Consider the following 20,283-nt stretch of genomic DNA (forward strand, 5'->3'; position numbering starts at 1 on the left):
TGCCAGTCCATCCAATGATTACCGGCCTTTCACCTGTCATACACCCGAAGGACCCCGAAACGTCACGCAGTAGATCCGCAACCGCACGCGTTCCGGAGCACGACCGGACGAACGACGCCACCTCAGAACAGCCGTACCGGGCTGACGAGGTCGGCAATGATGAGGATGATGCCCATGACCAACAGTGCTCCGCCGATCACCCACGCCACCGGAAGCATCATGGCGGTGTCGGCTGGACCGGGATCGGGCCTGCCCAGCACCCGGAAGACACCGCGCTTGATCCACTCGTAGATCGCCCCGGCAATGTGTCCACCGTCCATCGGGGGCAGCGGGATGACGTTGAGCCAGAACAGGAAGAGGTTGAGACCACCCAGCAGGCTCGCCCCGAACGCCACCTTGTCCCCCGTCGTGAGCTGGTCGTTGGCAGCAACGTCACCTGCCACCACGGAGGCCCCGACGATGCTCATCGGGCTGTTGACATCCCGTGCCTTCCCGGTGACGACGTCGGAGGCGACGTTCCACGTGAGTACCGGCAGACGCACCAGCGCGTGCAGGGACTGCTTGGACATCTGCCACATCTCGGAGACGGTGTCACCCGGCCCGGAGTGGACGACGACGGCCTGCGGCATGAATCCCATGAACCCGGCCTCGACGGTGCGGGTCGGGTCCAAACGGTCGCGCACGGTGTTGGTGACGGTGTTGACGGTGGGCAGGGTACGTCGCTGGCCGTCCCGGACGATGACGAGGGTGGCCGGCTGGTCGGTGTTGGCCCGGATGAGATCGGAGAGCTGTTCCCACGACGTCACCTCGACACCGTTGAACGAGGCGACCTCGTCACCTGGCTGCAGACCCATCCGGTGGGCCGGCGTCTCGGGATCATTCGCGGTGCACGACCGCGACGGGTCGCTGGTGCTCAGCACGCACTCGTTGACTGCCGCCACACTCGTCGTCTGAGCTGGGCGCCCGGCGATGCCGAACACACCCCAGAACAGCAGGAAAGCCAGCAGTAGATTGGTGAGGATTCCCCCGCTCATGACGACCAGACGCTGCCACACCGGTTTGTCGCAGAACAGACGCCCCCGGTCCTGCGGGGTGATCTCCTCGCTCTCGGCCTGCCGGGCCTGGTCGGCAACCCTCGTCAACCACGTACTGCGCCGATGGGTGACGTCGACCGGATACATGCCGATGATCTTGGTGTAGCCCCCGAACGGCAGCCACTTGAAGCCGTAGGTGGTCTCGCCCCGCCGCGTCGACCAGATGGTCGGCCCGAAACCGGCGAAGAATTCGGTGGCCTTCATCCCGAACAGTTTCGCCGGGATGAAGTGGCCAGCCTCGTGCAGCAGCACTGAGACGATGATGAGACCGAAGAAGACGACTCCGCCCAGGATCGAGATGAGGACGTTCACGGGTGGGTCCTGTGCTGCACGCAGAGTTCTGCGGCACGTTCGCGACCCCACGTGTCGGCAGCCAGGACGTCGTCGAGACTCACATGGGCATCGTCGACGTGTCCCTGGGCAAGGTGCTCGTCGACCGCCTCGGTGATGATGTCGGTGATGTCGGTGAACCCGATCTCGCCACGGCAGAAGGCGTCGACGCAGGACTCGTTGGCGGCATTGAAGACGGCTGGTGCCGTCCCGGCGGCCTTGCCGGCTCGTCGGGCCAGTTCCACCGCACCGAAGGTCTCGGAATCCAATGGTTCAAAGGTCCATGAGGCGGCCTGGGTCCAGTCGCAGCCGGCGGCGGCATCGGGGAGACGATCCGGCCAGGTGAGTCCCAGGGCAATGGGCAGCCGCATGTCCGGCGGGGAGGCCTGGGCAATCGTCGCTCCGTCGCAGAACTCGACCATGGAGTGCACCACCGACTGCGGATGGACCACCACGGTGATGTCGTCGAGGTCGACGTCGTAGAGCAGGGCGGCCTCGAGCAACTCCAGCCCCTTGTTCACCAAGGTTGCGGAGTTGATGGTGATGACCCGCCCCATGTTCCAGGTGGGGTGCTTGAGGGCATCGGCAGCGGTGACGTGGGCCAACTCGGCACGGGTACGCCCACGGAACGGTCCGCCAGAGGCAGTGAGGATGAGACGACGCACCTCGCTGCGCCGTCCGCCACGCAGGCACTGGGCGAAGGCCGAGTGCTCGGAGTCGACGGCAACCATCTGCCCCGGTGCGGCCGCCTGGGTGACGAGCCCTCCGCCGATGACCAAGGACTCCTTGTTGGCCAGGGCCAGGGTGGTCCCTGCCTCGAGGGTGGCCATCGTCGCGAGCAGGCCGGCAGCGCCAGTGATGGCATTGCAGACGGTGTCGGCCGGATGGCCGGCAAGTTCGGCGGACGCCCCCGGGCCGGCCAGCACCTCCACCTCATGGAGTCTGACACCGCAGCTGTTGGCATGACGGTGCAACGCGGCACGGAACTCCTCAGCCAGTTCCTCACGTGGCAGGGCGACGACGGGGACGTGAAAGTCCACCGTCTGCCGGGCCAGCAACTCCAACTGGGAGCCACCGGCTGCCAGACCAACCACCCGGAACTGATCGGTACGCGAACTGATGACGTCGAGTGTCTGGGTGCCGATCGATCCGGTTGACCCCAGGATGATGACCTTCTTCACCCATCCAGTTTTCCATGAATCGTCACCAGACCAACACCAGCCGGGCGGGAAGTAGCCCATACGGCGCTCCTCGCCCATCGTCGATCAGACGATGCCCTGGGCGATGACGGCGTCCGCCACCTTGATGAAACCGGCGATGTTGGCACCCACGACGTAGTCCCCCGGATGTCCGTAGAGATCAGCCGTCTGGATGCAGTTGTCGTGGATGTCGTCCATGATCTGCTGCAGTCGAGCCTCGGTGTCCTCGAAGCTCCACGAGTCCCGAGCGGCGTTCTGCTGCATCTCCAGGGCCGAGGTCGCCACACCACCGGCATTGGCCGCCTTGCCCGGTGCGAACAGCACTGATGCCTTCTGGAAGGCTCGCGCCGCCTCGGGGGTGGACGGCATGTTCGCCCCCTCGGCGACGACGATCACACCATTGCGGATGAGGGTCGCAGCTGCATCCCCGTCGAGCTCGTTCTGGGTGGCACAGGGCAGGGCGATGTCCACCGGCACGTCCCAGATGGATCCAGAGGTGTGGAAGGTGGCGCTGTCACGACGTGCCGCGTACTCGCTGATGCGTGCCCGCTCCACCTCCTTGACCTGCTTGAGCAGGGCGACGTCAACACCCTTCTCGTCAATGACATAACCGCTGGAGTCCGAGCAGGCCACGACGGTGGCGCCGAGGGCCTGCGCCTTCTCCACAGCATGGATGGCGACATTTCCCGATCCGGAGACGGTGACCCGCATGCCGTCAAGATCCTTGCCAGCCTGCTGCAACATTCTCTGGGTGAAGAACACCACGCCGTAGCCTGTGGCTTCGGTACGCACCAGGGAACCACCCCAGGTGAGGCCCTTGCCGGTGAGCACACCGGACTCGTGGCGATTGGTGATGCGCTTGTACTGACCGAACAGGTAGCCGATCTCACGCATGCCCACACCGATGTCGCCGGCGGGAACGTCGGTGCACTCGCCGACGTGACGGTACAGCTCGGTCATGAACGACTGGCAGAACCTCATGATCTCGCCCTCGGAGGCCTGGTGCGGATCGAAGTCCGAACCGCCCTTCGCGCCGCCGATGGGAAGTCCGGTGAGGGAGTTCTTGAAGATCTGCTCGAATCCGAGGAACTTGATGATTCCCAGATTCACCGACTCGCGGAACCTCAGGCCACCCTTGTACGGGCCGAGCACCGAGGAGTACTCCACGCGGAAGCCGCGATTGATACGAACCCGACCCGAGTCGTCCACCCAGGGAACTCGGAAGATGATCTGCCGTTCCGGTTCACAGATACGTGAGAGCACTGCCCCCTCGACGTACTGTGGGTTCTTGCGAAGCACGGGGCCAAGCGACTCGAAGACCTCGAGGACGGCCTGGTGGAACTCAGCCTCTCCGGGGTTGCGTCGTAAAACGTTCTGGTAAACGTTCTCCAGCTGGGAATCCATCGGGCCTCCTGAGAATTGATGATCTGTACCACCATTTTTCCACCGTAGGCAAAACAACCGCTGGACGTCCACATTTCGGGTCGGGATGACACCGGGGCACACACTGTGGCGCCCCATGAGATCACCGGACCGCTTCCGCCCTCCCCACCGACGCGAGCTGCCACAACAACTCGCGCTGCCTCATCGACCGGGCTGTGTCGTGCCGGGCATGACCAGCCACGTCTTGCGCTCTGCGGCCAGATCCGTGCCCGGGTCACTGGCCAGCAGCACTCGAGCATCGCTTCCAACCACTCAACCCCGGTGGTCCGACCTCGTCCGCGTGTCAGTGTGAGCGCACTACCGTGGTGGTCATGAGCAGTGCAGAAGTGGTTGAGGTGACGACCGAGGTTTTCGACGAACTGGCAGCAGCGGGATGCCGTCCCCACCGGCTCCTGGTCTGCCAGCACGGACGTCTGCTCGCAGCATGCCGGAACGCCCCGTGGCAGAAGCACCAGCCGTCACTGGTGTACTCGGTGTCCAAGACGTTCACCTCCATGGCCGTGGGCATCGCGGTCGACGAGGGGCATTTCGGATATCTCGACCGTCTGGTCGACCTGTGGCCGGAGATCCTGCCCGAACAGCTGGGGAAGGTGGCCAGCCAGATCCGGGTACGCGACCTGCTCACCATGTCTTCCGGGCACAGCCCGGAACAGACCGAGCAACTGCTGGCACGCAACCACCCACCCGCGGAGTCGTCGGTGGCGGACTTCCTGACCACCGAGCCGCTCAGCCGTCCAGGCACCGACTTCGCCTACAACAATCTGGCGAGTTGGATCCTGGGACGCCTCGTCGCCCGACACACCGGACGCACCGTCGTCGACCTGGTGGACCAGCACGTCCTCGCTCCCCTGGAGATCACCGACTACTCCTGGCAACGTGATCTCGACGGGCAGGTGCTGGGCTACAGCGGTCTCCACATCGACGCCTCGGACCTGCTCAAGGTGGGGCAACTGCTGCTTGACGACGGCATTCACCACGGCGCTCGGCTGCTCCCGGCGGAGTGGATCGACATGCACCGACGCACCCAGGTGAGGACGGACGGCAACGCTGGCCCGGACTGGGCACTGGGCTATGGCTGGCAGGTGTGGACCTCACAGCACGGTTATCGACTGGACGGGGCCTTCGGCCAGTACGTCCTGGTGCTCCCCGAGCAGGACGCCGTCATCGTCTCGACGAACAACTGTCCGGCAGCAGGCCCGGGAGCGATCCAGACCGTGTTGAGCACGATGTGGCAACGCCTCGTCCCAGCCCTGGACAGGACGGCACACAGCGACCCCGAACCAGACGATGCGGATCACACCCTGGCGGACGACGACGTCACAGAGGTGACACGCACGATCCCCACCATCGACGGGGATTTCGACCCAGTCCGCTCGGTGCAGACCATGCTGGAGGGTGGTCATCTTGTCGTGGCCCCCGGACAGAACGGGTGGAACCTCACCTGGACGTTTCCCGACGACAGAACCCTGCGGGTGCGGGTGGGACACCAGCGTTGGGAACACACCCGCTGCGCGCTGCCGCCCCAGTCGTCGACCGGTGGCGCCGAGGGTCTGCTGGACGTGGCCTGCTGCGGGGGATGGACTGCGGCGGGACTCGTCGTCGACCTTGCCGTGGTCTCCAGCCCGCACACCCTGCGTCTGGTACTGGGTGACGAGCCGTGCGCCACGTGGGACGCGGAACCGCTGGGTGACCAGTCGTTGTGGTCCCTGGTACGCCCCGTGTGAACATGCCCCGTGTGGCGGCCGCACCGCGCAGGAGTCGAGAACCGCCGGTCACGCGCACCGATCACGCGGGATCGCACGGGGCACAGCCATGCCAGGAGCGACAGAACACCTTCTGCGGGTTTTCCGGGCCAAGGCCGCCACGCGTGGAGCCACTCACACCCCGAGTTCGTCGACGCGCCCCTTGGCCGCCAGCTGGCCACATGCCCCGTCGATGTCGGAGCCACGGGTGTCACGCACCGTCACTGGAATCTTCCACCGTTCCAGGGTGGCGACGAAGGCGTCCTGGTCCTCCTGGCGTGAAGCCGTCCACCGTGACCCGGGCGTCGGGTTGAGGGGGATGAGATTGACGTGCGCCCAGTTCCAGTCGCCCCGACGCCGCAGCTGTCTGGCCAGCACGGCAGCGCGATCGGCCTGGTCGTTGATGTCACGCATCAGTGCATACTCGATCGACACTCGTCGTTTCGTGGTCTCGGCATACTGGAACGCCGCATCGAGCAGGTCGTCGACCTTCCAGCGCTTGTTGGCGGGAATGAGCTCGTCACGAAGTTCGTCGTCGGGGGCGTGCAGCGACACGGCGAGGGTGACCGGCAGGCCTTCCCCGGTGAGCGCCCGAATGCGCGGCACCAGTCCGACCGTCGAGATCGTCAGGGCCCGGGCGCTCATCCCGACACCTCCTGGGGTGGGGGTGGTGAGGGTTCGCACTGCGTGCAGCACCGATTTGTAGTTGGCCATCGGTTCGCCCATGCCCATGAAGACGATGTTGTGCACCCGCTCACGTGCACCCCGCACTCCCCCGGCCGCGATGAGACGGTTGGCTGCAAGCACCTGGGTGACGATCTCGGAGGCCAGCATGTTGCGCTGGATACCGCCCTGGCCCGTCGCACAGAACGGGCAGGCCATGCCGCACCCGGCCTGGGAGGAGATGCACAGCGTGGTGCGTGCCGCAGAGTGCCGAGTGGCCGGGTAGTGCATGAGCACCGATTCGACCAGCGCCCCACCGATGAGACGCCACAAGGTCTTGACGGTCGTACCGCGATCGGCGCTCTGCTGGGAGACCTGGGTGATCATGGTGGGGAACCAGGCCTCGGCGATCCGGGCCCGGGCGTCCTTGGGAAGGTCCGTCCACTCGGTGGGGTCGATCTCCCATCGTTCGAAGACGTGGGAGTTGATCTGCTTGGCACGGAAGGCCGGCAGGCCAAGGTCCTTGACGGCTTGGACCCGTTGGTCGTCGGTGAGGTCGATCCAGTGCTTGCGCGGCATCCGACGTGCTGGCGACTTGACGACGACCGGCCGCTGTTTTCCTGGTTCGGCCAAGGGTGTCTCGGGCAGGGCGAGGCCGAGCCGCGACGTGGTGGGGCGTGCATCGTGGGTCATGGAACCATCCTCGTCATCGACACCGGACGTGGCAACCGGACAAGAACGTCAGCGGCATCACACCGGTGATCGCACGTCGTGGTGCTGCTCGTACCTCGTCACGTGTGTGGCGGGTGAGAGACGATGATGCCTCCTGCGCACATGGTCGGGGCGACAGGACTCGAACCTGCGGTCTCCTGCTCCCAAAGCAGGCGCGCTAGCCACTACGCTACGCCCCGTTGACCTGCCCAGCTTACTGGATCGGGCCGCGTTGTGCGAATTGCCAGGAGCTCATGGCTCCCGGACAGCTCAGCCGGACCCGTCCGGAACATGGTCTGGCACACTCACACCCTGCGAGGCCTGACCAGCGGGAAGGCAATCGTCTCACGGATGGATGCCCCGGTGAGCATCATGACGAGCCGGTCCAGTCCCATGCCCATGCCCCCCGACGGGGGCATCGCATATTCCAGTGCCTCCAGGAAGTCCTCGTCGAGTTCCATCGCCTCGGGGTCACCACCAGCGGCTCGCAACGACTGGGCAGTGAATCGCTCCCGCTGGATCACCGGGTCGACGAGCTCGGTGTAGGCCGTGGCCACCTCCGAGCCCAGGACGATGAGGTCCCACTTCTCGGCAAGTCGCGGATCGTCACGGTGCTGGCGAGTCAGCGGGGAGACCTCGGTGGGAAAGTCACAGTAGAACGTCGGCTCGACGGTGGTGCGTTCGCTGAGGTGCTCGTGCAGTTCCAGTACGACGTCACCGCGGGAGGCGGACGGCTTGACGGGAATGCCGAGCCTCTTGGCGTGGGCGACGAGCTGCTGCCGGGACGTGTCGGCACTCACCTCCTCGCCCAGTGCCTGCGACAGTGCCTCGTTGACGGTGACGACTCGCCACGGTGCGGCCAGGTCGAACTCGTGACGCATTCCCTGTCGATCAACCCCATGGACCATCGTCGTGCCCAGTGCTGCGGTGGCAGCACGACGAATCATCTGGGCGGTGAGTTCGCGCATCTGGGCATAATCACCATATGCCTGGTATGCCTCGAGCATGGTGAACTCCGGGTTGTGGGTGGCGTCGGCCCCTTCATTGCGGAAATTGCGTCCGATCTCGAACACCCTGCCCACACCGCCGACCATGAGTCGCTTGAGGTACAGCTCCGGGGCGATACGCAGGTACAGATCAGTGTCGTAGGCATTGATGTGGGTGCGGAACGGCCGGGCATTCGCCCCGCCGTGAATGGTTTGCAGGATCGGGGTCTCGACCTCGAGGAAGTCATGGGAGAGCAAGGTCTCCCGTACTGCCCGAATCGCCCGGGACCGTGCCACGAGCTGATCGCGAGAACTCGGGTTGACGATGAGGTCGAGGTAGCGGCGTCGCACCTTGGACTCGGGGTCCGTGAGACCGTCACGCCGGTTGGGCAGTGGGCGCAGCGACTTGGCCGAGACCTTCCAGTGCTCGGCCAACAGGCTCGTCGTGCCATTGCGTGACCTGCCGATCGTCCCGGAGACGACGAGGTGATCTCCCAGGGAGAGTTGACTGCGCAGTCGTTGCATGGATCGGGCACCCAAGGTCGCCTCCTCGAGCAGCACCTGACACTGCCCCGACCAGTCGGCCATGTCGCAGAAGACCACTCCTCCATGGTCACGTGCCGCCACGACTCGGCCACTGAGGCTCATCTGCTCACCCATCGCCGCATGCGCCACATCGCCCGGGGCATGGTCGGGGGTGCAGCCGGGAGGGTAGGGCTGGACGCCGGCATCAAGCATGTGCTGGCGAGTCGCCATCCGTACCCGCATCTGCTCGGGCAGCAGACGCTGCGGCAGCGATGGCGCATCGGCCCGGGAGCTCAGGAAGGCAGCGATCTCGGGATGTTCCTCGGAACGGTAGATGGGTTGTTGTTCGGGCGGGACACCCCGGTAGAGCCAGCGCGGGATGTCGAGTTGCCCCTCGGCAATGCCCATGGCCAGCCCCACCTGTGCCAGATCTGCCGTCACCGGGAAGACGAGGTACCGGGGCTGCCAACTGGGCAGGTACTTGACGTTGGAGTGGTAGAGCTGTTCGATCTGGAACCACCGTGACGCCGTACCGACCAGCCGGCGGTTGAGACGATGCACCATGAGGGCGCCGACCTGGTCACCCTGTTCGATCATCTCGCGCAGCACGGCGAAGTTGAGTGAGACTCGATGAATGCCCATCTCACGCCCAGCAGCCATGAGACCGGCGACCATGAGTTCGGTGACGCCGTTGTCGGCCTTCTGCAGATCACGTCGCATGACGTCGAGACTGAGGCCGTCGGGGCCCCAGGGCACGAAGGAGAGCAGCGCTGCAGTGCGTCCTGCCATCGGCCCGTCCATCGGGTACAACGCCTCGACCATCACCGAACGCCCGTCCAATGGGTCCCCCAGTCGGGACAGGGCCATGGAGAATCCACGTTCATCGCCGTTGCGACGCCACAGGTCGGCCAGGGCGATGAGGTGGGCGAGTTCCTGCGGGTCGATCTCGTCATGGCGTCGCACCCGAGTCGTGTAGCCAGCTCGGCGCAACCGGTTGACGCTGGTGCGCACCGATTTCATCTCCGGAGCTTCCAGGGTGAAACTCTGCGGCGACAGGATGGCTTCATCGCCGATGCGCACTGCTCGCAGGCCCGCTCGCTGCCATGCAAGGGTGCCTTGTTCGGAGGTACCCAGCACGGCAGGCGTCCATCCGTTGGAATGAGCCATGTCCATGAAGGCCGAGATTGCCCCAGACCACTGTCCCCGCGGTCCGATGGGGTCCCCGGAGGCCAGGGCCACGCCCAGTTCGGCGCGGTAGCAGATCGCTGCCCGGCGATTCTCGGAGAAGATGACTGCCTTGTCACGCCGCAACGAGAAGTATCCCAGCGAGTCAGCCGGGTTCTGTGCCAGCAGACGACGCAGCTCCAGTTCCTCGTCGATGTCGATGAATCTGATGTCGTGCTGGGACCGCATGAGGACGATGAGCGCCGCAACCACTGCCACGGCCATGAGGAAACTCACGATGCGGAACAGCCATCCGGGCATCGTCGCGTCCACCGGGGCAATGCCCGGAATGTTGGTGAGATGTTCGAGCAGGGTGAGCAGCCGGGACGTGGGGCTGTCGGTGACACCTGCTGCCGAACTCATGGCCCACCCGGCTGCGAGCGAGACGAGGACACCGACGAGGGCGACGAGTACCGCCCGGTTGAAGTTCCGCCTGGCCACCCGAGCCACGAAATCATGTCGGTCGGCGATGAGCAGGCAGAGTATGGCACCAATGCTCACCACATTGAACAGGTACTCGGCGAGACAGTAGTCGGACACGTAGTCCGTGGGCCGCCCGGAGGCCACCTCGATGACGAGGGCAGCGACGTAACCCCAGGTGATGAGCCAGCGCACCAGGAAACCCGCCACGCACACCCACCAGGCGATTCTCCTGCGTTGCTTGAGGGAGAACGAGAAGATGACGAGCAGAACAGCCGTCAACCAGCCCGATCCCTCGATGGGGAACACGAGAATCGTGAATGCCCGAACGAGCCCGTCAAGCCACCAGGTTCGGCGGAAGAGCAACGCGAGGATCAACAGTGCAGCCCCGACACCCATGAGTCTGGGCACCAGGGAAGCCGCATGGGGTCTGCTGTGACGAGTGAATGGCACGATGCATACTTTGCCAGCAAATACCGGTAATTCCACACCGAGGACTGGCTGGGAGAACCGATCTCCTCCATCTGGATCACCGGGCAGGAGGATCGATCCGGTTCACCACGTGAGCAGGGCCAGGACGGCGTCGTCGAGATGTTCGGCAGCCAGTAGGCGACGTCTCGCTCGATCCCGCATGACGCCGATCGGTTCACCGAAGGGTTGATGCAGGCCGGGCCACACCGAGGTCACCGCCAGCGCCCAGGCTGTCACCTCGAGGGGCACCTGACCATCCCTGGCCATCAGCGGCCCCGGATTGACGGCCGGGACGACCTCCCCCAACAACCATGCGGCATGGTTGGCACGTGGGCCGACGGTGGCAGGTGGCGTGAGCCACAGGTCACGTTCCGCCGCTGCCAGCACGGCCGCCCAGTCAGGAGTGTCCACATGGTCGGTGGACGGATCGCGTGGGATCCGTGGGTCGCAGTTCTCGGCATCGCCGGCACCCGAGCGACGGGGACGGTCGCTGATCGGTTCGGCCAGATGTGCCGGATCTCGACCCGGGTCACTCACCGAGGCGGCGGTGTCCATCGCATCGTCCGGACCGGGGCGGCCGGTCGCCGCCCTGACACTGGCCATCAGCGCCTGGGACATGAGTGCCCCCGGCGAACCCCGATCAAGGTGTTGACAGGCACGTTCTGCCGTGTCCCACAACTCGTCGTCAGCGAGGGACCAGGAGGCCTGGCATCCTGCGCAGATGGCCAGGACATGATCGCCCCGAAGACTGGCAGTGCCGCTGTGGTCATCTCGTCTCGCCAGCACGTTCTCCACGATCTCGCGTGCGAGCAACAGGCCGTCATGATCGACGAGTCCCTGCAGGCTGGCCCAGGTGAGAAGCCACGCCGCGCCGCCGCTGGCGCGACGCGGATCAGCAGATGTGAGGAGCTCGTGGGCCCGGGCCGTCACCCTGGCGGCCAGGCTCGGAGCCGACCCCACGTCGAGCAGGACGTCGCCGCTGGCACGACGCATTTCGAGCCGGTGCATGCCCAACGGAACGGTGACCTGCTCCGAGGCCATCTCGTCACCGTCCAGCAGGATCGCCGAATCCGGGTCGCAGAGATCGATGACACTGCCCATCTCGACGACCAGGCTCGCAGGCAACCAGCCGGGCAGCATGGCTCGCACCCGTGCCACGTCCGGCACCACCTCACCGCGCCAGGATGCGAGCAGCGGGTGATCGGGGCTCACCTGCACCGTTGGGCCCCACAGTGACACTCCTCCATTGGCCAGGCCCGCCCGGCCGGCCTGCTCGGTCCACACGAGGAGTTCACTGCCCACGCGAGCAACGACACAGCCACGTGATCCGGCTGGCCACACCTGCACGGGTTCATCGACGTCGAAGCACCACAGGGGACCGGGAACCCGTACTGGGCCGGGTCCATCGGCCTTGAGCACGACGCGCAGGGTGAGGCCGGGATCCACGCCGACACGTGAGACGAGGCTCGCGCCGGCTGGATGGTGCCAGCGACACACCCGTTCTGCGAACTCGGTCTCGTCGCTCACCAGTTCCCATCCTGGTGCGACGACCCGACTGGTGCGTTCATCCCAGGGCGGAAACTGCGGACTCTCGGACTGACTCATCGGCTCCTCCCCGGGGTTCAGTGATGCCTGCGCTGGCAGCGCGGGCACCAGAACAGGTGGCGTCCGGCCACGGTACGTTGCTCGATCGGGGTGTCACAGACCAGGCAGCGTTGCCCAACTCGTCGGTACACGTAGACCTCCCCGCCGTGCCGGTCGACCCGTGCAGGGCGTCCCATGGCCTGCGGGGTGTGCTCGGGGCGCACCGTGTCGATACGTCCGCTGGCCACCCCGGCGCGCATGAGCACGACGAGATCGTCCCAGATGGCGTGAAACGTGGCTGCTCTGAGATCACGGCCAGGCGTGGCAGGGTCGATTCGATGCCGAAAGAGCACCTCGGCGCGGTAGATGTTGCCCACCCCTGCGGTGATCGACTGGTCCATGAGCAGTTCGGCGATGGACCTACCACTGGCTCGTACCCGACGCCACGGGACCGTCCAGTCCGCGTCGTCTCGGATGGGGTCGGCACCCAGGCGTTCCCGCACCCGGCGCCAGGCTGCTTCGTCGAGCAGTTCACAGGTCTGAGGGCCACGCAGATCTGCATCCGTGGCACCATCACCGATGCGCAGTCGCACCTGACCTCGTACCGGGGCGTGCGGAGCCAGGGAGAACTTGCCGATGAGCCCCAGATGGATGTGGATGAGGTGTTCTGCCGGACGGTCGATGTCGATGACGAGATGCTTTCCCCAGGCGTGCGCTGCGCGCAGGACCTCACCGTCCAGCACGGCTGCCTCGGCAGCGAACCTGCCCTGTGGGGAGCTCACCTGGACGGGCCGACCGGCAAAGGCGTCGTTGAGCGCACCGGCAAGACGATGAATGACGTGACCCTCCGGCACGAGACCCTCCCCGATGGTTGAGCTGAGGTTCCAGTATGACCCATGGGAAAAAGACGTGGTCGGGAACTGACTGCCGCCCCCGTCGTGGTGAAATGGCACGGTGAGCAAGAAGAACCGCGGCAAGACCTCCCGTCCCCAAGGCCAGAAGACGAATCCCGACACGGTCCGACAGCAGCAGGAGGGACACTCCCGACCTGGGAGTCCTCGTCAGAAGCACGGGCGCGGCACAGCAGCCCCCAACCATGCCGGGGATTCCCGCGCGGCACGACGTGAGAACCCCACCTCCCCCGGCCGGCGACGCCACGGCCCAGTGGTCAACGGTCTGCGGGCGCTGCGCAGCCGAGAGCTCAAACCCTGGTCCCGGCGCGAGAGGACGTCAGGATCGGCCATGCCGGCCAAGGGCAAGGAGTGGGACCACATCCTGGCAGACCTGCGCCGCCGTGCCGAGGGAAGTGCGGTCACAGCCGACCCGTCTGCTCCCAGGTCGTCAACTCATCGATCCGACGCTGGTGACGCTCCTCACCGGTGAACTCGGTGGTGAGGAACACCTCGACCATCTGCCAGGCCTCCTCGTGGGACTGCATGCGTCCCCCGAGGCTCAATACATTGGCGTCGTTGTGCTCGCGGGCCAGCCGGGCGATCTCGGTGTTGTAGGCCAGCGCGGCACGAATTCCCGTGACCTTGTTCGCGGCGATCTGCTCACCATTGCCCGACCCGCCGAGTACCAGCCCAAGTGATCCGGCGTCATCGACGACGGCCTGGGCAGCAGGGATGCAGAACCGTGGGTAGTCGTCCTGGGAGTCGTACTCGTGGGCTCCGTGGTCGGCGACCTCGTACCCAGCGTCCTGCAGACGGGTGACGAGGTACTCCTTGAGCTCGTACGCAGCGTGATCGGTGCCGATGTGGACTCGTGTGGGATGGAAAACCATGATGCCATACTGTCACCTGCACCACATCCGCGGCGGCGCAGGACGGCCATTTCCGGTCCGGACGCTGCTGGCGTGGGGCGGGAGGATCGGGACTCGTGCCCCGGTGGAATGTGCCCTTCAGCAGGCAATTCACCTCAATTCATGTGTGGGGGTGACACCAAGAGGCTACTTTTGTGGTCATGACAACTGCTGAAACAGGTCACTTCCACCAGCTTCCCGAGCAGTATCGATTCGCCCTCGTCGACGCCAATGGTGAGCCCACCGAGCAGTGCCGGAACCATCTACGCGCCATCTCCATGGGATTTCATTACGCCGCGCCCGACGAGGATGGGTATGCCCAATATGCCAAGGATTCGGCTGGGGCACGGCTGCGCGAGGTCCGCGAGGTGGAACCCAGCGGGGAACTTCCCGGGCTACCGATTGCGACCCTCACCGGCTACGACCAGACCGTCAACACCGGCCACGGACACCTGGAATCGGCAGAGTTCATCACCGACGTCACGGTGCGTGCCACTCATCGCAGGCGCGGGCTGCTGCGCTCCCTCATGACGTACGAACTCGACCAGGCACGCCAGGCCGGCAAGACCTTTGCCGCCCTCACCGCCACCGAGGGAAGCATCTACGGACGCTACGGGTTCGGCATCGCCACCCAGGCGATGAGCGTCGAGGTGACGAAGGGACGCAACTTCTCCCTGCCCCACGAGCCGGCCGGAACCATCGAGATCGTCCATCCCGGAGCGATCGACGACGTGCGTGAGGCGGTGTTCGCCGACTTCCACGCCAACCACCGTGGCTCCCACGGCCGACAGCGTCTGCAGCTGAACTACGCGGCAGGTCGCTGCACCGCCGACCACCTCTCCACACCGAACCCGCGAATGCGTTCGGCCGTGCACCGTGACGACTCCGGCCGGCCGGACGGCGTCGTCTCCTACGAGGTGACCGAGGACTTCGGCAAACTGCTCAAGGTGCACGACTTCGTCACCGTCAACCCGGATGCCGAGTTGGCGCTGTGGAAGTTCCTCACCTCGGTGGATCTGGTGACGAAGGTCGAGGCACCGATCGTCGGCCGCTCGACCCCGCTGCAGTGGGCGATCAAGGATCCCTACCAGATGCGGATCACCGGCATGAAGAACTTCACCTGGCTGCGCGTGCTCGATGTGCAGCGTGCCCTGGAGGTGCGTGGCTGGGATCACGCCGGCACCGTGCAGTTCCGCATCGAGGATCCGCTGGGCTGGTGTGACGGCACCTGGCAGGTCGAGGTCTCCGAGCCCGGCGCGCAGGCCGCCGTCACCCGGATCGACGACCGCGACGACGTGGCGAGCTTCGGCATCCGGGCGCTGGGATCGATGTACTTCGGCCTGGCGCACGCCCACTCCCTGGCCGCGGCCGGACGCGTGAACTGCACCCCGGAGCAGCTCCTGGAGCTTGACCGATTCTTCGACACCTTCGATCAGGCGTACAACATCACCGGATTCTGACCCCATTCCCGGGGTGCCACACGCCTGAGGCTCCACGGCACGTGAGGTGTGGTGGGCAATGACCCGCCCCAGCACCAGCTGAGTCGCTTTCGGAACGGCTGGGTCAACTCCTGAAACACTGGACGCCGTGCGGGGCTGGAGCGGGTGGGAATTGTCGTGCCGAGCCAGTCTCAGGCGATCGTCGGCACCGCCCGGGGGCCGTGTTCGAGCAGGTGTCGGAACCCGGACTCGTCAAGGACCGGCCTGCCGAGTTCGCGGGCCTTGGTCTCCTTGGAACCGGCATTCTCCCCGACGACGACGTAGTCGGTCTTGCGTGAGACCGATCCGGCTGCCTTGCCACCGCGGCTGACGATCGCCTCCTTGGCCTCGTCACGGGTGAATCCCTCCAACGACCCGGTGACGACGACCGTGAGACCTTCCAAGGTCTGTGGTGCGGTGTCGTCGGTGTCGTCGGCCATGCGCACCCCGGCGGCACGCCACCGCTCGATGATCTCGCGGTGCCAGTCCACCTCGAACCAGGCGACGATGGAGGCCGCCAGCACCGGGCCCACCCCGTCCACCTCGGAGAGTTCGTCGACGCTGGCACGTGCCAGGGCGTCGATGGAGCCGAACCGTGCGGCAACGCTGCGGGCTGCGGTGGGACCCATGTGCCGGATCGACAGGGCCACCAGCACCCGCCACAGCGGCTGGGACTTGGCCTTGTCCAGTTCCGCGACGAGCTTGCGGGCGGTGGCGTTGGGGGCGGCCGGCCTGGTGGCCGTAGCCCGGGTGGCGAAGAATGGCTCACGTTGCCAAGGACCAGGACCGGCCTTGGTCTTGCGCTGCCGCCAGACCTTGACGTCCATGAGGTCGTCGACGGTGAGGTCGAACAGACCTGCCTCACTGGCGAGCAGCGGGGTCTGCGGGGCGGGCAGCTCGCCGGTGTGGTCGGCCGAGTCGGCGTCATCGGTACTGTTCCCACTCGCCCCGGCATCATCATTGGCGGCGCCAACCGTCTCGTCACGAGTCGCACTGAGGCTGCCCCGGGCTGGGTCTCCTGCGCCGTGACCATCGGGGGTGGGCCGGGACTCCTCGGGGTTGGTGAGGGCGATCGCTGCCTCCCAGCCGAGCGACTCGACGTCCAGGGCCTGTCGGGATCCCAGGGCGAACACTCGTTCGCGCAACTGTGAGGGGCAGCTGCGCGAGTTGGGGCAGCGCAAATCCTTGTCGCCGTCCTTCTCGTAGCGCAGCTCGGTGCCGCAAGCCGGGCAATGGGTCGGCATGACGAACTCTCGCTCGGTGCCGTCGCGCAGTTCGACGACTGGACCCAGGATCTCGGGGATGACGTCGCCGGCCTTGCGCAGTACGACGGTGTCACCGATGAGCACCCCCTTGCGTTTGACCTCGAAGCCGTTGTGCAGGGTGGCCATCTCCACGGTGGATCCGGCGACCGTCACGGGTTCCATCACTCCGAAGGGCGTCACCCGGCCGGTGCGCCCCACGTTCACCTGGATGTCGAGCAGTGTGGTGTTGACCTCCTCGGGTGGGTACTTGTAGGCGATGGCCCAGCGCGGTGCCCGTGAGGTGGCCCCCAGCCGTTTCTGGGTGGCCACCTCGTCGATCTTCACGACGACCCCGTCGATCTGGTGACTCGCGTCGTGTCGGTGTTCGCCCCAGTGTGTGATGAAGTCGAAGACCTCGTCAGGGGTGTCGACGAGCTGGTAGTACGGCGAGACGGGCAGCCCCCAGGCAGAGAGTTTCTCGTACATCTGCGCCTGACTCGTGACGTCAAGTCCCTCCACGGCCCCCAGGCCATGCACGATCATGGACAGTGGCCGGGTTGCGGTGACCGAGGAATCCTTCTGACGCAGCGACCCGGCAGCAGCATTGCGTGGGTTGGCGAACGGGTTGCGCCCCTGCTCCACCAGGGCGGCGTTGAGACTCTCGAAGTCGGCCACGGGAAAGAACACCTCGCCGCGCACCTCGAGCAGATCGGGCACATCCACACCGCGAAGTCGCATGGGGATGGCCTTGATGGCTCGTACATTGGCGGTGACGTCCTCCCCGACCCGGCCGTCGCCACGAGTGGCACCGCTCACCAGACGTCCTCGTCGGTACACCAGATCGACGGCGAGCCCATCGATCTTGAGTTCGCAGAGAAGTCGCACCGGTGCGTCGGCAGCTTCGGTGGTGCGAGACAGCCAGGCCGCCATCTCGTCGCGATTGAAGACGTTGTCCAGACTGAGCAGCCGCTCCAGGTGCTGCACCGGGGCGAACTCGGTGACCCGCTGGGGTGCCCCGACCCGCTGAGTGGGTGAGTCGGGCACTCGCAGCTCGGGATGGTCATCCTCCAATGCCTTGAGGCTGGCCATGAGCTCGTCGTAGGCGGCGTCGGAGATCGTCGGAGCGTCGGAACCGTAGTAGGCGTCCTGGGCGTCGAGGATCTGGCGGACGAGTTGCCCCCAGCGGTGGCGCAGATCGGCCTGTTCGTCGGTGTGCTCCAGGCCAGCGGCGTCCGGCTCGGTGCCGTCAGGTCCAGTGCTCCCAGACCCGGTGGCCTTCGTCATCGCGTCCGCAACTCCCTCGTCGGCAGCTCTTTCGTCCGCCAGCTCGGTGTCCACATGCTCGGTGGGATCAGTCATGCCTCCATTCTTGCGCACTGCAGCGGGGGACATGCACCTCGCAGATCCAGGGAGCAGCTGGGACGACGCAGCTCTCACCCCGTCCTGCGTCGCAGTCTCCTCGCACCGTGCCGGGAGATGAGATGTTCACCTGCCCGGCGTGCCGCTGGCACCACCAGCGCGGCCACCGTCCACACCAGGGTGAGCACGACGGCGGTGGTACGGCTCACCGGAATGGTGAGGGCCTCCGACTCGCCGGTGTAGACGAGCCGCCAAGGACCAGCCAGTGGATGCACCACGGCAACCCACTCCCACGTCGTGGTGATCAACGCCACGGCCACCGCGAAACTGCCGAGCAGGATTCCCGCCAGGGCCAGCACTCGTCTGGCCGACCAGTTGACCACACCGAGCAGCACCAGGCCAGCTGCGAACCCGACAAGCACTCCCACTGGCAACGCCGTCCACGAAGCAGTCGCGGCAGGCCCCAACGGGGAGCCCTCCCGCAGCCCACCGAACAGACCGAACAGACCGGACGACAGTATGGCCACCCCGAGCAGCAGGACGGACATGGTCAGCCCGGCGAGAGCCTGGCAGCCGCGCAGAATCACCAGTCGTTCCCCGACCGTCCGGTACACTTCGTCAAGGTGGTCATCACCGTCCAGGCCGACAGCACCGACGGTGAACACGAGTGTGACGAGGACGGCGGGCCATCGCAGAACCGTGACAGCGTCGCAGAGCGCCGTGGTGAGGCCAGTGGTTGCGTCACCGCGAAGAACGGATCGCCATGCACCGGTGAGACCGCCGATGATGACGGCTGCGATGATGCTGCTCCATCCGCCGCAGCGGTGCCAGGCGATCATCACCTGAACTCGTCGATCACCCACAGAGATCACCATCCTCATGCACGCCCACAACCTTCCAAGTGCCGTCGGCACCTGACATGCACAGTGGGATCTGTCTCTCACCAGAGACCACGATCGCGTAGTCGTGGGCATGAACCTCCTGCAAGGTGAAGGTGGTGCCCTGCGACAACGACCCAACCGCCCACAGGTAGTCGCCGAACGCCGCCTTGACGTCCCCACCGACGACGAAACGTCCCGCCTGTCTGAAGTTGGTTCGCAGTGACAGTATGAATTGTTCTGCCTGTTGCTCCGGGGCTGCCCCGACCATCTCCTCGACGCGCAGGTAGGGACGCTGCTGGATCGGCATCTCCGTGGTCACTGCACGTGGGATGACGAGCCCACCGACGCCCACCAGCACCAGGGCCAGCCCCAGGCCAATCCCTCGGCGCATTCGCGGCCGGGGGCCCGCTGCCCCAGCGCGGCGGCGGGTGTGGGCACCGCCCTCCTCCAGCGATGGCTGGCGCATCGCTGCCCAGAAGGCGAGGCACGTGCAGATCGTGATGCAGGTGAACGACGCCAGCTGCACGGCACGGCTCCACGGGAAGGAGCCTGACCCCTGCATGGCACGCAGCGCAGCCACCGGATCGCCCACCCGCAACACGGTGGCCAGCGGCGAGTCGGGCGTGAAGGGCAGAACCCAGGTGATGACGACGAGAATGCCCATGAGGACACCGCCACGGCGTAGTCCGAACCTCCGCACTGCACCTGCAGTCCACAGCCCCACGAGCCAAGCCCGCACGACTGGCAGGCACAGGGCAGACGCCCAGGTGGGTTCATTCATCAGTGGTCCGCCCAGGTCGGAGAAGACAAAACACGTCACCGCCGTCAGCACCCACCACGACAGGAGCAGCACGGCAATGACGAACAGTCTCTGGCACATCCATCGCCGGTACGAGAGCCCGGAACATGCCCGATCCCGCTCCACACCGGAGCGGGAGTCGGGGCCGATCACCCAGGCACAGACAAGCACTGCCACCAAGGTGCTCACCGGATCGATGCCTTGATCCAGCCACTGAACGACATTGCGCCAGTGCGTCGGCTCATCGGTGGATTCCTGCAGACCTTGAACAATGGCCAGGAGGGCGACGAGGCACAGGGCGATCCGTGACCGGCCAGCCATACGCCATG

At 65.8% G+C, this 20,283-nt stretch carries 14 protein-coding genes and 1 tRNA gene; 3 read left to right on the forward strand and 12 right to left on the reverse strand.

All coding sequences use genetic code 11. The features are described from left to right. Positions 1-122: 122 nt before the first annotated feature. The 3 genes from ACP8JZ_RS05730 to gdhA form a co-directional block, all read right to left on the reverse strand. Positions 123-1,406, reverse strand: coding sequence for a M50 family metallopeptidase (locus ACP8JZ_RS05730; RefSeq protein ID WP_484482220.1), 1,284 nt, complete (start codon positions 1,404-1,406; stop codon positions 123-125). Then, positions 1,403-2,605 carry a 1-deoxy-D-xylulose-5-phosphate reductoisomerase gene (gene dxr, locus ACP8JZ_RS05735; protein ID WP_484482221.1) on the reverse strand — a complete coding sequence of 401 codons (1,203 nt, stop codon included), beginning with the start codon at positions 2,603-2,605 and terminating at the stop codon, positions 1,403-1,405. Before dxr ends, ACP8JZ_RS05730 begins: the two co-directional genes overlap by 4 nt. Before the next feature lie 84 nt (positions 2,606-2,689). After that, entirely contained in the window at positions 2,690-4,027 is a 1,338-nt protein-coding gene (gene gdhA, locus ACP8JZ_RS05740; RefSeq protein ID WP_484482222.1) for an NADP-specific glutamate dehydrogenase, read from the reverse strand. Positions 4,028-4,377: 350 nt separating this feature from the next. Here gdhA and ACP8JZ_RS05745 point away from each other — a divergent pair, with 350 nt between their 5' ends. Beyond that, entirely contained in the window at positions 4,378-5,790 is a 1,413-nt protein-coding gene (locus ACP8JZ_RS05745) for a serine hydrolase domain-containing protein (protein WP_484482223.1), read from the forward strand. A gap of 153 nt (positions 5,791-5,943) precedes the next feature. Here the strand turns inward: ACP8JZ_RS05745 and rlmN are convergent, their stop codons facing one another. The 5 genes from rlmN to ACP8JZ_RS05770 form a co-directional block, all read right to left on the reverse strand. Beyond that, positions 5,944-7,164 (reverse strand): dual-specificity RNA methyltransferase RlmN, encoded by a 1,221-nt coding sequence (rlmN, locus tag ACP8JZ_RS05750; protein WP_308614421.1) that lies wholly within the window; start codon positions 7,162-7,164, stop codon positions 5,944-5,946. 142 nt (positions 7,165-7,306) lie between these two features. Beyond that, a tRNA-Pro gene (locus ACP8JZ_RS05755) sits at positions 7,307-7,382 on the reverse strand. A gap of 105 nt (positions 7,383-7,487) precedes the next feature. After that, positions 7,488-10,790 (reverse strand): bifunctional lysylphosphatidylglycerol synthetase/lysine--tRNA ligase LysX, encoded by a 3,303-nt coding sequence (lysX, locus tag ACP8JZ_RS05760; protein WP_484482224.1) that lies wholly within the window; start codon positions 10,788-10,790, stop codon positions 7,488-7,490. 102 nt (positions 10,791-10,892) lie between these two features. Beyond that, positions 10,893-12,413 carry a hypothetical protein gene (locus ACP8JZ_RS05765; RefSeq protein ID WP_484482225.1) on the reverse strand — a complete coding sequence of 507 codons (1,521 nt, stop codon included), beginning with the start codon at positions 12,411-12,413 and terminating at the stop codon, positions 10,893-10,895. 17 nt (positions 12,414-12,430) lie between these two features. Then, positions 12,431-13,246 carry an Fpg/Nei family DNA glycosylase gene (locus tag ACP8JZ_RS05770; RefSeq protein ID WP_021105612.1) on the reverse strand — a complete coding sequence of 272 codons (816 nt, stop codon included), beginning with the start codon at positions 13,244-13,246 and terminating at the stop codon, positions 12,431-12,433. 100 nt (positions 13,247-13,346) lie between these two features. Between ACP8JZ_RS05770 and ACP8JZ_RS05775 the strand changes: the two genes are divergently transcribed. Continuing rightward, positions 13,347-13,775 (forward strand): hypothetical protein, encoded by a 429-nt coding sequence (locus ACP8JZ_RS05775; RefSeq protein WP_081659067.1) that lies wholly within the window; start codon positions 13,347-13,349, stop codon positions 13,773-13,775. Here the strand turns inward: ACP8JZ_RS05775 and ACP8JZ_RS05780 are convergent. Further along, complete coding sequence (locus ACP8JZ_RS05780; RefSeq protein WP_021104624.1) at positions 13,705-14,175, reverse strand: ribose-5-phosphate isomerase; 471 nt, start codon at positions 14,173-14,175, stop codon at positions 13,705-13,707. The genes ACP8JZ_RS05775 and ACP8JZ_RS05780 overlap by 71 nt on opposite strands. Before the next feature lie 179 nt (positions 14,176-14,354). Between ACP8JZ_RS05780 and ACP8JZ_RS05785 the strand changes: the two genes are divergently transcribed. Beyond that, complete coding sequence (locus ACP8JZ_RS05785) at positions 14,355-15,653, forward strand: GNAT family N-acetyltransferase (protein ID WP_484482226.1); 1,299 nt, start codon at positions 14,355-14,357, stop codon at positions 15,651-15,653. Between the two features lie 170 nt (positions 15,654-15,823). Here the strand turns inward: ACP8JZ_RS05785 and ligA are convergent, their stop codons facing one another. The 3 genes from ligA to ACP8JZ_RS05800 all read right to left on the reverse strand — a co-directional run bounded on the left by ligA (position 15,824) and on the right by ACP8JZ_RS05800 (position 20,275). Continuing rightward, entirely contained in the window at positions 15,824-18,199 is a 2,376-nt protein-coding gene (ligA, locus tag ACP8JZ_RS05790) for an NAD-dependent DNA ligase LigA (protein ID WP_484482810.1), read from the reverse strand. A gap of 149 nt (positions 18,200-18,348) precedes the next feature. Beyond that, positions 18,349-19,137, reverse strand: coding sequence for a hypothetical protein (locus ACP8JZ_RS05795; RefSeq protein WP_484482227.1), 789 nt, complete (start codon positions 19,135-19,137; stop codon positions 18,349-18,351). Further along, positions 19,130-20,275, reverse strand: a complete 1,146-nt coding sequence (locus ACP8JZ_RS05800; protein ID WP_277101701.1) for a hypothetical protein — start codon at positions 20,273-20,275, stop codon at positions 19,130-19,132. The genes ACP8JZ_RS05795 and ACP8JZ_RS05800 overlap by 8 nt, the downstream gene beginning before the upstream one ends. Positions 20,276-20,283 lie beyond the last annotated feature (8 nt).

The organism is Cutibacterium sp. LaCa_286, assembly GCF_057198075.1.

Coding starts and splice junctions, on each gene's coding strand:
- ACP8JZ_RS05800 (WP_277101701.1), bottom strand. CDS start 20,275: ATGGCTGGCCGGTCACGGATCGCCCTGTGCCTCGTCGCCCTCCTGGCC.
- gdhA (WP_484482222.1), bottom strand. CDS start 4,027: ATGGATTCCCAGCTGGAGAACGTTTACCAGAACGTTTTACGACGCAAC.
- ACP8JZ_RS05745 (WP_484482223.1), top strand. CDS start 4,378: ATGAGCAGTGCAGAAGTGGTTGAGGTGACGACCGAGGTTTTCGACGAA.
- ACP8JZ_RS05785 (WP_484482226.1), top strand. CDS start 14,355: ATGACAACTGCTGAAACAGGTCACTTCCACCAGCTTCCCGAGCAGTAT.
- ligA (WP_484482810.1), bottom strand. CDS start 18,199: ATGACGAAGGCCACCGGGTCTGGGAGCACTGGACCTGACGGCACCGAG.
- rlmN (WP_308614421.1), bottom strand. CDS start 7,164: ATGACCCACGATGCACGCCCCACCACGTCGCGGCTCGGCCTCGCCCTG.
- ACP8JZ_RS05765 (WP_484482225.1), bottom strand. CDS start 12,413: ATGAGTCAGTCCGAGAGTCCGCAGTTTCCGCCCTGGGATGAACGCACC.
- ACP8JZ_RS05780 (WP_021104624.1), bottom strand. CDS start 14,175: ATGGTTTTCCATCCCACACGAGTCCACATCGGCACCGATCACGCTGCG.